This is a genomic window from Brevibacillus panacihumi W25, assembly GCF_000503775.1.
In the GTDB taxonomy this organism is placed as follows: Bacteria; Bacillota; Bacilli; order Brevibacillales; family Brevibacillaceae; genus Brevibacillus; species Brevibacillus panacihumi_A.
Genome location: NZ_KI629785.1, coordinates 1,040,656 through 1,056,197, shown reverse-complemented (window position 1 = coordinate 1,056,197; position 15,542 = coordinate 1,040,656). Strand labels below are relative to the sequence as shown.

13 protein-coding genes are annotated in these 15,542 nt (G+C 50.4%); 9 read left to right on the top strand and 4 right to left on the bottom strand.

The features are described from left to right. Positions 1-915: 915 nt before the first annotated feature. Positions 916-1,509: a hypothetical protein gene (locus T458_RS46110; RefSeq protein ID WP_144083873.1), complete on the bottom strand. Its 594-nt coding sequence runs from the start codon at positions 1,507-1,509 to the stop codon at positions 916-918. 1,005 nt (positions 1,510-2,514) lie between these two features. Here T458_RS46110 and T458_RS46105 point away from each other — a divergent pair. The 4 genes from T458_RS46105 to T458_RS46095 all read left to right on the top strand — a co-directional run bounded on the left by T458_RS46105 (position 2,515) and on the right by T458_RS46095 (position 7,473). Then, entirely contained in the window at positions 2,515-3,324 is an 810-nt protein-coding gene (locus tag T458_RS46105) for a protease complex subunit PrcB family protein (protein ID WP_023557870.1), read from the top strand. 78 nt (positions 3,325-3,402) lie between these two features. Then, positions 3,403-3,555, top strand: a complete 153-nt coding sequence (locus T458_RS57300) for a hypothetical protein (RefSeq protein ID WP_023557869.1) — start codon at positions 3,403-3,405, stop codon at positions 3,553-3,555. Positions 3,556-3,703: 148 nt separating this feature from the next. Next, on the top strand, positions 3,704-5,647 hold the full coding sequence (abc-f, locus tag T458_RS46100; protein ID WP_023557868.1) for a ribosomal protection-like ABC-F family protein: 1,944 nt from the start codon (positions 3,704-3,706) through the stop codon (positions 5,645-5,647). Positions 5,648-5,829: 182 nt separating this feature from the next. Further along, the gene (locus tag T458_RS46095; RefSeq protein WP_023557867.1) at positions 5,830-7,473 is read left to right on the top strand and encodes a peptide ABC transporter substrate-binding protein; all 1,644 of its coding nucleotides are present in this window, start codon (positions 5,830-5,832) and stop codon (positions 7,471-7,473) included. A gap of 52 nt (positions 7,474-7,525) precedes the next feature. Here the strand turns inward: T458_RS46095 and T458_RS46090 are convergent, their stop codons facing one another. After that, on the bottom strand, positions 7,526-8,716 hold the full coding sequence (locus T458_RS46090; protein ID WP_084568005.1) for an MFS transporter: 1,191 nt from the start codon (positions 8,714-8,716) through the stop codon (positions 7,526-7,528). A gap of 146 nt (positions 8,717-8,862) precedes the next feature. Here T458_RS46090 and T458_RS46085 point away from each other — a divergent pair, with 146 nt between their 5' ends. Further along, positions 8,863-9,261 carry a hypothetical protein gene (locus tag T458_RS46085; RefSeq protein WP_023557865.1) on the top strand — a complete coding sequence of 133 codons (399 nt, stop codon included), beginning with the start codon at positions 8,863-8,865 and terminating at the stop codon, positions 9,259-9,261. Then, a complete protein-coding gene (locus T458_RS46080) occupies positions 9,258-9,461 on the top strand; it encodes a YqgQ family protein (protein WP_023557864.1) in 204 nt (67 codons plus the stop codon). Before T458_RS46085 ends, T458_RS46080 begins: the two co-directional genes overlap by 4 nt. 37 nt (positions 9,462-9,498) lie before the next feature. On the opposite strand, the gene T458_RS46075 is transcribed toward T458_RS46080, so the two are convergent. Both T458_RS46075 and T458_RS57295 read right to left on the bottom strand, forming a co-directional pair. Continuing rightward, on the bottom strand, positions 9,499-9,972 hold the full coding sequence (locus T458_RS46075) for an NUDIX hydrolase (RefSeq protein WP_023557863.1): 474 nt from the start codon (positions 9,970-9,972) through the stop codon (positions 9,499-9,501). A 27-nt stretch (positions 9,973-9,999) separates the two neighbouring features. Further along, complete coding sequence (locus T458_RS57295; RefSeq protein WP_023557862.1) at positions 10,000-10,152, bottom strand: hypothetical protein; 153 nt, start codon at positions 10,150-10,152, stop codon at positions 10,000-10,002. 117 nt (positions 10,153-10,269) lie between these two features. Here T458_RS57295 and tkt point away from each other — a divergent pair, with 117 nt between their 5' ends. The 3 genes from tkt (at position 10,270) to T458_RS46055 (ending at position 15,472) form a co-directional block, all read left to right on the top strand. Continuing rightward, positions 10,270-12,279: a transketolase gene (tkt, locus tag T458_RS46065; RefSeq protein ID WP_023557861.1), complete on the top strand. Its 2,010-nt coding sequence runs from the start codon at positions 10,270-10,272 to the stop codon at positions 12,277-12,279. A gap of 161 nt (positions 12,280-12,440) precedes the next feature. Next, complete coding sequence (locus T458_RS46060) at positions 12,441-15,023, top strand: transglycosylase domain-containing protein (RefSeq protein ID WP_023557860.1); 2,583 nt, start codon at positions 12,441-12,443, stop codon at positions 15,021-15,023. A gap of 98 nt (positions 15,024-15,121) precedes the next feature. Continuing rightward, positions 15,122-15,472, top strand: a complete 351-nt coding sequence (locus tag T458_RS46055; RefSeq protein WP_023557859.1) for a hypothetical protein — start codon at positions 15,122-15,124, stop codon at positions 15,470-15,472. Positions 15,473-15,542 lie beyond the last annotated feature (70 nt).

The window sequence follows — 15,542 nt, the reverse complement described above, 5'->3', positions numbered from 1 at the left end:
GACGTAAAAATGATGTTGCTTCTGCCGAGCTTGACATGGAGGCTCTGATGGGCATGGATTCTTGCAATTGGGCTATGGGGAAGACCATATATCGCAAGGCAACCCAACCTATCGTGCCCGCGCCTCCATGTAAAGCCGTACGTCGTTCCAAATAACTCCAAGAAAACGAGGCGCAGTTATTGGTATTTGAACCATAATCACTCCCGAGTATTTCCGGATCTGGATAGGAGCAATCCTCATTATAAAAAGCTCGAGTTCAACGTACATGAACTCGAGCTTTTATTATTGTATCCAAGTTCTTAGCGTGGGGCAGCGGTACCCTCTTTAGAGTCCGGATGGTAAAAACATGTGTTTGATGAGGATGGAACTATCAGCATTACTATGAAATGGATTCTCTTATGGAACTAAGAAATTATGTAGGTCCGCAGATGTTTCCATTGTCGGAAGTAGACAGCATAAAGACTTCGACGAGTACCTGGTATCACAAAACGAATGGAATTCTACTAAGTCGACAGGAACCAGATTAGCGGTTAGTCTCAATGTAGAAGACTATCTTGAGAAGAGAACTACAACTCACCTTCGTCGATTACAGTGGATTGGTGACAACATGGATGCGCTAATGGTATTAAATGTAAGGAAGGTGGGCTACATGTTAATCGGCTTGAAAAATGTTCCCCTACACCAACGTTTATTTCCCAAGGTGTAAAGAATTTTTATCGATAGCATAAACAAACACCTTAAATTACTGTGTATGATTAAGATGTCATTTGCGCAACGAAGTCAGAAGCGAGTGTTTTTGAACTGTTTAACCCTTTAACAAATATTAAGTTTCCGTTTGTAGACCAATCAATCTTTCGAAGTCTTTTCACAGTTTTTGTGATAGCAGAGTAGTCCACTTTTTGCTTGGAGATGCAATTAACAATGACTGTAGAGCCTGCAATGGACAGGGCATTCAGGTGTATCTGACATATAGGTAAGGGCTGAATAAATGCTTAGGTCACCTTTTGCGAGTGCCACTTCATATGGATTTTTGGCGGTTTTTGCTGTCAGATTTGTAAAGATACTTCTTCCGATGTGGAAAGACCATTTCGTCGATTGCAGATTGAGGGCGGTAATTACATCGTCGGGGTTGTCTGAAGCAAGAAGCTCCCTGATAAATTCGGCTTTGATCTTATTGGAGTAATAGCGAATGCTCTTACCGGTCATCGCTTTCCCATCTCGATTTATAAACAGGGGATCATAAATGGAGGATTTTTGTGATCGATCGGATAATGAATAGCGTTTCATATGTTCTTTATAAAGGAGAGGAAGCACATCTTTGATGTTAAAAACGAACTGTTTTCTCTCCCGTTTGACTTGGCTCGTGCCTGACTTGTCTCCAATGTCTTTTCTTAAATCCTGGGTCACTATAGAAACTTTCATTCCCCCTGAGGCATGTGAATCACCATAGGGCGTAATATCGATTACTCTTATATTTGCAACTTCTCCTGCACGCAGTCCACCAAACATAGACATATAAATCCGAGACTAATTCGTGGAGCTATACGAAGTGCAGTACGTTTCTTTTCTCTATTAGAATGTAGTTTAAAAACTGACAAAGGTGGATCGCTTGCAACCGCTGTGTGTTATATTCTTTCCGTTTCCATTTCCAAAAGATAAATGCAGTCAAAGGGTGTATGATTGATTGATTTGTAATGGAGTTCTTTAGCATGATTACAGAATGTTTACGATATTCTCGGATATTATCTATTTGTAGAAAGGCCACGTCTGTACAAAAAACGGAAAGAATCGATTTCAGGATTATGAGAAAATCCACCAAAATGAACAACAGAATTCGTCATGAAATTCCCCCTTACCTTCATACATTCATCAAAGTTAACTAGTATTGTACATATTATAACAAACTATTCATAATAGTCCGACATAAAGCGACTAAAAAAGGTTAATATGTGAGAAAAATTATGTACCAGATTAAGTACTCTGTAACTAATCGTAAATTCCTGATGCTATTGCTTTTTATTTGCAAGCTACACGTTAATGATGTACATGAAATTACATGTTTTATTGGGTTGTCTAGTATTATGATGTTTTTTCTTTGCTCCAAGAGAAACCCACAATTGTAGGAACGGGGACTTGAATAAGCTGGTCGAGGAAAAAGGAGAAAAAAGCGAAGGCATTTGGGATCTTGACCCAGGCGCAATGGAAAAAGGGGGAACACGTCCTTAGTGGCCAACCCTGAACCACTTCTTCGAAGTCGGCTGCTTTTGGCCGCGGTTCCGCCTTTTGGAATGGAGCCGGCCAGTACTGCCCCAATGAAGATCCCAACCCGCCTGGAGCATTTTCTCCTTTTTCCTTCCCAGCACTGCAGCCCGACAACCACCAACCCAAGATGGTACTTCTGTCACGTTTTACCAGCGTAAAATGAGGGTAGAGTATATGAAACGAATCGATCCCGACACGAGTCTTACAGGATAGCACTGGCAAAGAGGATCAGAATGAATGGAGGTTGGCGTTATGTATGGCAAGAGTGTAGTTGCGGTTGTCCTAGGCTTGCAAATCGGTTTCTCCGCCTTTCTTTCAGCGGAAGCCTCCGCACAAGACATCACCGCTTCCCCCCCAGCACCTGCATCATTGATGGTGAATGGTCAGTTGACCCATCTCGTGAAGGAACCGATTCTTATACAGGAAAAAACCTATATCACTGCTCAAGACGCGGCCAGGATTTTGCAAGCCGAGTGGGTATTGGACGGGAAAACTGGCACCCTGCAGATCGGGGACAGTCGTTCGCTTGGCTTTCAATGGGACACCGGAAAAGTCGCGGTAAACGGCGAATGGCAAGAGCAGGGGGAGCAAGCAATCGTACAAGGGCAGGACATCTACCTGCCGCTGCGATGGATCGTGGAACAGGCCGGTCATGAGATCGCTTGGAACGAACAGGAGCATCAAGTTCAGATCACTACGACGCTCAAAGAGGGCGGACTGACACTGATGAATACGGAGCAACTGAGTGCCGAAGAACAGAAATTTGTGGAATCGGTCAAGAAAACCCGTGGCATTCATCAGCAAGGCGATTTATTCGTGATTGCTCGGGGAGAATCCCCGAATCCGGGTTATGGCTTGAAGGTGACTGCTACCCAATGGACCTGGGAACAGCTCATCGTGTACGTCAAGCAGACTTCCCCAGAGCCGGATCGCATGTATCCGCAAGTCATTACCTATCCCGTAATTGTGGCAAAGGCAGAGCTGCCTCCGTATACCACGGTCGTCTTCCTTGATGCTGACACCAAGAAAGAGCTGTTTGCCCAGGAGCCGAATCCACAATAATATTGAGATCTTTCGACAGATGTTGTATATTCGTTTCAGATTCCATTTTTCTCTTTTTGGAAAGGGAGGTGCAGGTACGTGGTTGAAGCCGTTCACGTATGGTTTGTGGTAGAAACTTCCAGTATGACACATGATTTTACCGTCAACGGGATCAGTCTGCCCATTTTTGCCCATACAACTGAACGGAACATTCAAAGGCGTACCAACCATCAAGCGGGAATCGCATGGTAAGCGATCACGAGAAGTAGAATGGATAAGCATGATGAGTGCTTGGACAGATACTTTTTTCACGAATGATGCTGCGGGTGCATGCCTGCAGCTTTTTTGTGTTCTCCCCCCGCTTGGTGCGGTGATGTGCCCCATTTCAAGGAGGAAAATCATGATTATTGTAGCTACGAAACAATTACAAAAAGCATATGGCGCAGATCCTGTCCTGCAGGATGTGACGCTTGAAATAAAAGCTGGAGAACGCGTCGGTATCGTAGGGCCAAATGGCGCGGGCAAAACCACCTTGTGCAAGCTGCTCGCAGGTGTAGAGACTCCTGACAGCGGAGAGCTGTACCGGGCGAAGGGGACAGTCTGGGCGTATCTGCCGCAGACGCCGCAGTACAATCCCTCTTGGTTGGCAAAAGACGTGATCGCGGGGGCTTTCGCGCAGATCGGAGCCTTGCAGCAGCAGATGCGCGCACTGGAAGAACAGATGGGAGAAGCAGCCGAATCCGCGCAAGACCTGGAACGGCTCATGAATCGCTATCAGAAGCTGCAAGAGGAATTCGAGCAGCTGGATGGCTATCAGTGGGAGACGCGCATGGCGCAAGTGACAGAAGGGCTCGGTATGTCAGAAGAATTCCTGAATACGCCATTCGCTCAGTTAAGCGGTGGCGAGAAGACCAAGACAGGGCTGGCCAGGCTGCTGTGTCAGCAAAGTGACGTCCTTCTGCTGGATGAGCCGACGAACCATCTGGATGTGGAATCCATGGAATGGCTGGAAACCTTTCTGAAAAGCTATCCCGGGACTGTGCTGATCATCTCTCACGACCGCTATTTCCTCGATGCCGTCGTCACATCGATCTATCATGTGGACGGCGGGGAAGCCGACTATTATATCGGGAATTACTCGGCTTTTGTCAAGGAGCGGGAGGAGAGGCTCCTGCGCCAATTTGCCGCTTATCAGGAGCAGCAAAAAAAGATCAAAAAGATGAAGGAAACGATCAAACGCCTCAAAGAATGGGGCAACCGCTCCAATCCGCCGAATGAAGCGTTCCACCGCAGGGCGAAAAGCATGGAAAAAGCGCTGGCGCGAATCGAGCGCATCGACAAGCCGCGACTGGAAGCAGAGCGGATGGGGCTGCAATTTCAGAAGACGGAGCGCAGCGGACAGGATGTGTTGAAAGCGGAGGGTGTGCATAAAACATTCGGAGCCAAAACACTGTTTGCTGATGCGAGCTTCTTGCTGCGGTACGGGGAACGCAAAGCACTGCTGGGGCCCAATGGCTGCGGCAAATCGACATGGATCAAAATGCTGCTCGGAGAAGTCGTGCCGGATCAGGGCACCGTCACCATCGGCAGCAGTGTGAAGGTAGGCTATCTGTCCCAGCAAGCGTTGGAAGGAGATCAAACACGCCGGGTCATCGAGGTGTTCCGGGAGGTGGCCGCCGTCACTGAAGCAGAAGCGCGGCATCTGCTCGCCCGCTTTCTCTTTTACGGTGAACAGGTCTTCAAGCAGCTGAGCCAACTAAGCGGTGGAGAGAGGATGCGACTGCGCCTCGCCCAGATGATGCATCAGGAGATCAATCTGTTGATTCTCGATGAACCGACGAACCATCTGGACATCGAAGCGAGGGAGACGCTGGAGGAGGCATTGGCGGATTTCCGCGGCTCGCTTTTTATCGTCTCCCATGACCGCTATTTTCTGCAAAAGATGGTGGATGGCGTGTTTTGGGTGGAGAATGGGCGGCTTTGGCATGATGTCGGCAGCTATGAGGAGGCGAGGGAAAAGCGGAAGCAACGGATGATGATCGCCACGCTGCCGGTAAAGGAAGAAACGCCCAAGCCGATTGCGGCCAAGGCAAGCGCGCCGAAGACAGATGCAGAGATAGGCGTCCATGCGACTTCTGCAAAGCGCACCAACCTATACAAGCTGCAAGAACTGGAGCGGGAGATCTCTATGCTGGAGACAAAGCGGGATGAAGTAACGAAGCTTTTGTCGGCCAGCGAAGAGAGTTATCCGCGATTGCTGGAATGGCAGCAAGAGCTGGATCAGATTCAGACGAGGCTCGATGCCTCCTTCCAGCAGTGGATGGCGATGCAGGAAAACGAGTGATTGAAGGTGAGGCAGTCTTGGCACCACCAGCCTCTATGACGGAGCTGGTGGTTATTTTTCTTTATTAATGTATATAAACGGAATATTTTGATAAATCATAATAAAATCTATCGCAGATCTGTTCATTCCCCTTTTCTCCTGCGCTATAGTAAGGGCAATTGGAAAAATAAGGGGGATCTTGCATGAAAAAAATCATGTCCACCATAGCCACATTGATCCTGGTGACAGGAGTATTGGCAGGTTGTACAGGGCAGGCACCTTCTGCTACGGAGTCTGGCGCAACGAATCCATCAGGCGGCACGAGCAGTCCAGCCCCGTCTGCTGGCGACAAAGTGTTCCGGATCAACATCGGCTCCGAGCCTTCCACAGCAGACCCCGGCTTGGCAGATGACAGCACCTCGATTCTGGTCGTCTCCTCCCTTTTCGATGGCTTGACGCGAAGAGGCGTGGACGACAAAATCCACAATGCCGTCGCCGAAAAGATCGACATCTCTGAGGACGGTTTGGTCTATACCTTTCATTTGCGGGATTCCAAATGGAGCAACGGCGATCCGGTGACAGCGCATGACTTCGAGTTTGCGTGGAAACGCGCGCTTGATCCCGCATTTGCTTCCAGCTACGCCTACAATTTCTTTTACATCAAGAACGGCGAAGCATACAACGCAGGCAATGCCACGGCTGATGACGTCGGCGTAAAAGCACTCGACGACCATACCCTTGAAGTCCATCTGGAAAATCAGACGCCGTTTTTCCTGGAGCTTACCGCATTTGCCACCTATTATCCGGTCCATCAGAAGACGGTCAAGGATAATCCCGAATGGGCGATGGAAGCCAGTACCCACATCGGCAACGGGCCGTACACGCTGGCAAAATGGGAGCATAAAAGCGCCATGCAGTTCACGAAGAACGGCCACTATTGGGATAAGGACAACGTCAAGGTCGATAAAGTAGACGCCACAATGATCGAAGACAACAACACGTCTTTCTCCATGTTTGAGAATGGGGAGCTGGACTGGGCGGGTGCCCCGATGGTCACTTTGCCTACCGATGCTATTCCTGTGCTAAAGGACTCTGGCAAACTGCAAGGTAAGCCAGTCGCATCGACCTATTTCTACTCCTTCAACATTGAGCAGCCCCCTTTCAATAATGTGAAAATCCGCAAAGCGTTCAGCTATGCGATCAATCGAAAAGAGATTGTCGAGAATATCTTGCAGACAGGACAGATCCCTGCACTTGGCTTTTTGCCCCCTACCATGTCTGTCAAACCGGAGGGCTACTTCCAGGATCACGACACCCAACGTGCCAAGCAGCTGCTGGAGGAAGGCATGAGGGAGCTTGGGATCAGCCAGCTGCCGCCAATCTCGGTGATCTTCAATACAAGCGACGCGCATAAAAAAATTGCCGAAGCAATCCAGGATCAATGGCGGCAAACGCTCGGCGTCGATGTGAAAGTGACCAATTTGGAGTTCAAGGTATTCCTGGATACGGTGGACGAAACGAATTATCAAATAGCTCGGCGCGGATGGGCGGGGGATTTTAACGATCCAATCACCTTCATGGAGATTTTCCGGGAGAAAAAAGGAAACAACAGCACGAACTGGATCAATGACAAGTACAATCAACTGTTGGTCCAAATCAGCAAGGAAACAGATCCCCAAAAACGCCAGCAGCTTTTTGGCGAGGCGGAGCAAATTCTGATGGACGAAATGCCGATTGCCCCGATCTATTTCTATAAGGACAGTTGGCTGCAAGGAGAGAATGTGGCCAAAGGCATTTACGTCGATGTATTAGGCAACGGCGATCTGAAGTATGTCGAGATGAAGTAGCAGTCAATCAAAAAGGCTGGAGAAGCGATCGAATGCTTCTCCAGCCTTTCTTTTAAGCTTCCAAGCTTGGCTCAGGCAGCCTCTGATGACGCAGACGGAACCAGAGCAGGACGATGACCATCAGGACCCCGCCCAAGATGAAAGGTCCACTTGCGGTGAACTGGTAGACCGCTCCTCCCGCCAGGGGACCGAGGATTCTCCCCAAGCTGTCCATCGAGCTGATCGCGCCAGTGGTGACTCCTTGTCCGATCGTGGTGCGCTGTGTGATCATGGCATTGGCCGTAGCGCGAATCATGCCTTGTCCAGCGCCAAACAATGCGAGGATCAAGGAAAAGGCCCAGAAGTTCCCGAATACCGGAATCGTGAAAAAGCCAATGCCGTACAGGCACATCCCAATGGTCAACACGGTTGCTTCCCCCCAGCGTTTCACCATCTTGCCGATCATGCCTCCCTGTACGAATGCCGCGATAATCCCCATGACCAAAAACATATAGCCGAGATCACGCGAATCAAATCCGTACAAATCGCTGATGTAGAGGGCAAAAGTCGTTTCGAGCCCGGAAAAGGCAAACGATACGATGAACAGAATGGCATACAGCAAGGACAGCGAACCGAACAAGGCGCCAAACGGATTGGCTCCCTTGCGTTTTCCGGAGGAGCTGCGTTTTTCTTTCGGAAGACTTTCCGGCAAGGCAAATAAAATGACAAAAAAAGTAAGCAACGCTACGCCGCCCGAGACAAAGAAGGGTACGGCCACGCCATAACTGCTCAGCAGTCCGCCGATCACAGGACCAAAGACAAAGCTGAGTCCGATCCCAGCGCCGACGATACCCATTCCTTTTGCGCGGTCCTTGGGAGGGAACAGGTCAGCGACCATCGCGTGTACCGTAGGCAGGGCTGCAGCGGAGACGATTCCGCCAAGGATGCGGTAGATTAACATTTCTGTATAACTGTCCGCCAATCCAAACAGGATAAACGTGATGGCAAATCCAAACAAGCCAAAGGAGACGAGCGGCTTGCGTCCGATCCGATCCGAAAGGGTACCCCAAAGCGGGGCAAAAATGAATTGCATGATATTGAAACTGGCAAACAGGACACCGAGGTCAAAGGAGGAGGCTCCCAGTTTTTCTGCAAAAAATGGCAGTATGGGAATAATAATTCCAAAGCCCAGCATGGTGAGAAACGCAATCAAGAATAAGAGGGCGAGATGTTTCTTTTTCACAGAAAATACCTCTTTCCACACGAAATTAGCTGTTTTTACCTTACGTGAAGGTGTCAGTGAAGTCAAGCAAGGGAATGGGCATGTTCCGAGCTACGTGCTATAATGAATGTGAAAATTACCATATACTTTACTATGGAAATTATCTATTTCTGAGGAGTTTGTAAACCATGTCTACTGCGATGATGTACTACCTGGCCTGGCATGAAGATGATTGGCTGGACGAGATGCTGGATCGTTTCCCTGAAGTAAACGCGGTTGTCCCTACAGCCAAGACGTTCGCCATGCTGGCAGAACAGCGAAAGTCCGGTGAAGTGGAGCGTGCGGTGCTCGTTCTGAATGCTGCACAGGAACAACAGAGATGTCATGCGTTTTTGCAACAATGCATGGCGGACCCGTTTTTATCCGCTGATCCGTTGTACATCGTCGGATTGCGACCAGATGAGGAGAAGGCGTGGCAAGAAACGTATCCGCACGCGAAGATCGTCGTGATTACCGGCTTTGCTGTCGAGTTTGACTACGATGCCGTCCTCGCTAGGATGGAGATCGATCTGGAGGGATCACATTGAGAAGGAGCCCGAACGACTTCGATTTGAACGCGTTTCTGCAGCGTTACTCATTATTTGTGTATACAGGAGATCCGTTAGGGGATCTTCTGCTGATCGAAGACGAGATTCGTGAGCTGTACGAGTTGAACGTCATCGACAAGGAAGAGTTCATTGAGGCGTTGGCGGCGGTCAAAAACAGAAGAAGCGGGCTGCGGTCCTGACGAAACGCCCATATAAAAACAACCGTAGAGGCTGACCCTACGGTTGTTTGGCGTGCACTTGATCTGCGGCTTCCCTCCAGCCAAAACTGTCGAACCACTTGCCGTCCCGATAGTTCGTAATAGCTTGCCGAACATAGGGAATCATATTCTCAGGCAAACGCTGCATGTCCACCCAGATCAGCTCGTCGCATTTGTCCGGCTCGGTATTGGTGATTTCACCGCTCCATTTTGATGCGACGAGAAAAAAATCAATCCGTTCGTCACTAGAGCGGCGATGCATCACGCCTGCTACCTGCACATCTTCTTCCGCGAGGTCAATTCCGCATTCTTCACGCGCTTCCCGGATTGCGGCGTGCTTGACCTCTTCGTTCCCGTCCATATGTCCAGCAGGGACACTGTACTTCCCGTCTTCATACCCTGTGTTGTATCTTCGCAGAAGGAGGACTTCATTTCCCTTCAACAAGAATAGATGGACGGCTACGGGCATGGTAAAGCGTTTTTTATCGCTCATCAGATTCGGCTCCTCAAGGTTTAGCTGTCAGGACGGGCGATTCTCTTGTTCTGCCCGTTTTTTTCGCAATTTTTCCCGATTTTTCTTAAACATAGGCGAGCTGGAAAAGGCAAAAATCAACATCCCAAATCCAGCTAGCGCCAGAACAATACCGATGGTCAAGGATAACGCAGGAGACAAGTTGGTTTCCCCTCCTTTTTCAATTGCTGGCATGATTGTAAAAAGGAACTGTGCTATAATTGGACAGTCATGTTATTACCCGAATATTACAAGTACAGACAGGGAGGATCGTGTAAGATGACTCAGCAATCTACTGTTGATCAGCTTTCCATTAATACAATCCGCACGCTGGCCATAGATGCCATCGAGAAGGCAAATTCCGGACATCCAGGCATGCCGATGGGGGCAGCTCCCATGGCCCATGTATTGTGGAGCCGCTTCATGAAAGTGAACCCCAGCAATCCGAGCTGGATCGATCGGGATCGTTTCGTTCTCTCGGCTGGACATGGCTCTATGCTATTATACTCGATGTTGCATTTGATGAAATACGATGTTTCTTTGGAAGACCTACATAACTTCCGTCAATGGGGAAGCAAGACGCCAGGGCACCCCGAGTTCGGACACACGCCGGGCGTCGATGCGACGACAGGACCGCTCGGCCAAGGGATTGCGATGGCAGTCGGAATGGCGATGGCAGAAAAACATCTGGCTGCTACCTATAATCGGGACGGCTTTGATCTCGTTGACCACTACACCTACGTCATCTGCGGAGACGGAGACTTGATGGAGGGCGTGTCCAGTGAGGCGTCTTCCCTGGCTGCTCATCTGAAACTGGGCAAAATGATCGTCCTCTACGATTCCAACGACATCTCGCTCGATGGCGAACTGTCCCGCTCCTTCTCGGAAAACGTGGCGCAGCGCTACCAGGCATACGGCTGGCAATACCTGCGCGTCGAGGATGGCAACGATCTCGCTGCTATCGAAGCGGCGATCGCAGAAGCGAAGAAGGACCTGGATCGCCCGACGCTGATCGAAGTGAAAACGGTCATCGGTTACGGAAGCCCGAATAAAGGCGGCTCCAGTGCTTCTCACGGAGCTCCTCTGGGCAAAGACGAAGTGAAGCTGACAAAAGCGCATTACGAATGGACCCATGAAAATGAATTCCATGTACCGGAAGAAGTATCCGCGTTCTACAGCGAGCTGGCGGCCAACGGGAAAAAAGCGGAAGCTGCCTGGAATGAGCAATTCGCAGCCTATGCAAAAGCACATCCTGAACTGGCTGAGCAGTTTAAGCTGGCAGTAGACGGCAAGCTGCCAGCAGGCTGGGAACAACAGCTGCCAGCCTACGAGGCAGGTGCAAAACTGGCGACCCGTGCGGCCTCCGGCAGTGCCATCAACGCGTTGGCAAAAGGCATTCCGTTCTTCCTGGGCGGCTCCGCTGACCTGGCTTCCTCCAATAACACGCTGATCAAGGAAGGCGGCAATTTCCTCCCAGGCACCTATGAGGGCCGCAACATCTGGTTCGGGGTCCGCGAATTCGCGATGGGGGCAGCGCTGAACGGGATGGCCCTGCATGGCGGCGTAAAAGTGTACGGCGGTACCTTCTTCGTCTTCTCTGACTACCTGCGCCCGGCGATTCGCCTGTCTGCGCTGATGAAACAGCCAGTGGTCTACGTCTTTACCCATGACTCGATCGCTGTCGGGGAAGACGGACCGACGCATGAACCAGTTGAACAATTGGCTTCCCTGCGGGCGATGCCTGACCTGACCATCCTGCGTCCGGCTGATGCAGTGGAGACGAATGAAGCATGGAAATACGCGATTTCCCGCACAGATGAACCGGTTGTTCTGGTCTTGACCCGTCAAAATCTGCCGGTCCTGCCGGAAACGCTGGAAAAAGCAGCAGAAGGCGTTGCCAAAGGGGCCTATGTACTGGCAGATGCGCCAAGCGGCAAGCCTGCGCTTATCTTGATCGCAACGGGTTCCGAGGTTTCTCTGGTGATGCAAGCTCGTGCAGCATTGCTGGAACGCGGAATCGAAGCACGCGTGGTCTCGATGCCGAGCTGGAATCTGTTTGAGCGCCAGCCGCAAGAATATCGTGAAGCCGTCCTGCCGTCCGGCGTAAAAGCACGTCTCGCGGTCGAGATGGGATCGCCGATGGGCTGGGAACGCTATGCAGGCGACAGCGGAAAAGTTATTGCGATCAACCAATTCGGAGCATCCGCGCCGGGTGAGCGAATCATGAAGGAGTACGGTTTCACCGTGGAGAACGTCGTTGCCGAAGCGGAAAAACTGTTGAAAAAATAGCATTTCGATAGGAGAAAGCCTACCTTCTGCCATGGAGGGTAGGCTTTTTCCAGTGACAAACCGTTGTTCGTATGGAATGATAGACAATGGACCGGGGAAGAAACTTTTTTCGATCGTATCCGTCTATAAGATGGGGGAAGAGAGAAAACAGGAGGTAAGAAATGGCAAAAAAAGCCAAGAAAAAAGTCAGAAAGAAAAACAAATTGCTGTTGATTGCCGTATCGTTTATCATCTTCCTGCTCTTGAGTGTGGTCGGGGGATACTTCTCTCTCCTTTACGCTGGAGAGCGGATGATTGCGGAAAATGAACAGAAACTGTTGGATTTGAAAGTCGAACCGACTGTCATATACGACAAGCACGGTGTAGAAATCGGGAGACTGATCCGTGAGAAGAACCGTGAATACAAACCAATCAGCGAAATGCCGGAAATTCTGATCAAAGCTTTCCTTGCCGTGGAGGATAAACGCTTCTATGAACACAAGGGCGTTGACATGGTACGGATTGGCGGCGCGATCATCAACGATATCAAGAAGCGTTCGCTGGCTGAGGGCGGCAGCACGATTACCCAGCAGCTGGCGCGCAATGTGTTTTTGAACCTGGATCAAACCTTTTGGCGCAAAACAAAAGAGATGAGCATCGCGATTGGCTTGGAGCGCAGATTCTCCAAGGATCAGATTTTGGAAATGTACCTGAACCGCGTCTATCTGGGTGAAGGACAGTTCGGGGTCGAGGATGCATCCAAGTTTTACTTTGACATGCCGGTCGATGATCCCGAATTTTCGATCGCGGAAGCAGCCATGCTGGCAGCGATTCCGAAATCGCCGACGTACTATTCGCCATTCAATTATCCGGATCTTGCGAAAGAGCGCCGGGATACCGTGATTCGTTTGATGGCGGAGCAGGGCATCATCACAGAGGAGCAAAAGCTTCAAGCCCAAGCCGAGCCTCTGCCTGAAGAGACAGAACACAAGGCACCAAGCTCGGGTGTGAAAAAAGAGTACAGGGCATTCTTTGATTATATGTTGAATGAAGCCGAGACCAAATACGACGTCAAAGAGGAAGAACTGTACCGGGGCGGCTGGATGGTCTATACGACCTTCGATTCCAAAATGCAGGATGCTATGTCTGAACAATACAGCAATCCGAAAAACTTCCCGAAAGACGGGGCAACACGCCAGGTGGAATCTGCCATGATCGTGCTGGATTCCAAAGACGGCGGAATCGCAGCGATGGTCGGAGGACGCAAATACGCAGCAAAAGGGTTCAACTACGCGACCCAGATGCAGCGCCAACCTGGCTCTGCCTTCAAACCGTTGGCTGTCTTTGCCCCTGCGATCGACTTGAACAGCAAGTGGAACCGAAATTCGTCCTTGAGCAACAAAAAACAAAGCTTCAATGGCTATGAGCCGCGCAACTACAACAATAAATACAGTGATTCGGTAAGCATGAACCGCGCCTTGATCGACTCCCTCAATGTGCCTGCCGTCTGGCTGTTGAATGAGATCGGGGTAGGGAATAGCTTGAAGTATCTCGAGAAATTCGGGATTGAACTTACTCCTGAGGACCGGAATCTGGCCATCGCATTGGGAGGTCTCAACAAGGGGACCTCGCCTTTGCGCATGGCCCAGGCATACACGGCTTTCGCCAATGGCGGCATCGTCTCAGAGCCTTTTGCCATCAGCAAGCTGGAAAACAAAGCGCTGGGCGTATCGCTTGTCCATGAAGCCAAGCAGACTGCGGCTCTGAAGCCAGAGTCGGCTTGGGAAGTGCATCGCATGCTGGAGCGGGCCGTTCAGGAAGGGACCGGGAAAGCAGCCCGCATCTCCGGACGTCATGTAGCGGGGAAAACAGGGACCACACAGTCCATCGCTGGCGGCAGCAACGTCAACAAGGACGCCTGGTTCGTCGGCTACACGCCTGAATACGTCGCCGCGGTCTGGATGGGCTTTGATCCCGAGGACAAACAGCATTTGATGACACAAGGCAGCAGCATGACGGCCAGCATGTTTTCCAAGGTGTTGGGAGAAGGGTTAAAAGGTGTGAAGGCAAGCGAGTTTGTTCCGCCTGCCGGGATGCGGGAGACGGAGGAGAAAGAGGAAGTAAAAGATCTCCCGATTCAATTGGCGGCAGTCCTGACGCTGGATAACAACAACCCGGTCGTGGTGCTTAGCTGGATCGGCGGTTTGCCGGAATACACGTACGATGTCTATCGTGTCAAGGCGAATGGAGAACGGATTCCGATCGCGTCTAATCTGGCGGATACCAAATACGTTGATGTTCTCGATGGATCAACCATTTACCAATATGTGGTCGTTCCGCGAACACCTGATGGAGAAGAAAGAACGCCTTCCCCTATCGTGGATGTTGACACCAAGACGTTGGAGAATTTGTTCGAAGGCGGGGAGCAGCATCACCAGGACGGCAGCGAGTATCCGATCGAAGGCGACGATTCCTGGGATTCGGGCGACTCCAATGGCGGTACAGATGAACCTTGGCCTCCAGGCAACTCGGGAAATGGAGGCAATTCTGGGAATCCAGGCAATCAGGGGAACCACGGGAATTCCGGAAATGCAGGCAACTCCGGAAACTCCGGAAACTCCGGAAACTCTGGGGATTCCGGGAACTCGGGTGAAGGCATCCCTGTGATCCCGCCAGATTTGGGAATTCCGAATTCCGGTTCAACTGGTTCGGGCATTGAGCTCCCTCCTCCGCCAGATGAAGAGTCGGGTGACACACACGGCTGATCGACAGAATAGATAAAGATACGAACAGTTTCACCTATTTGCACAACTTTCTTCGCGTGGTACAATACCTATAAATCGGGAGACAGGAGGGAAAGTCTATGTCTGACTTCGCAAAAACAGATTTACCCCCATTTTTTATCGAGCAATTACGCCGTGCCAAGGTGAATTTTGAGCGAGCTCTCGACTGTAAACACACCGATTTTGATGACCTTTACCCATACATGAACGAGCAACCCCAGTTTTTCTGGTATAAGAGGTATGTGGCTTGGTCGGAATTGCTGACTGTGGTGCGGTTGGCCCAAGAACTCGGGATTGAGTGGAAGGCTGACTTTACAGAACAGCAGGTACAGTTCATCGAAGGCAAGGTTTTGCAGGGCAAGGTACTCGACTACTGGAATCCGGAAGCGGAGCAAGAAGAGAAGATTGGCCAGCTAGAGGAAGAAAAATAGTCAGGTTGAGCGCGTCTCCAGCAGGGGGCGCGCTTTTTTGGATAAACATGGAGCAAACTGGAAAAATGGC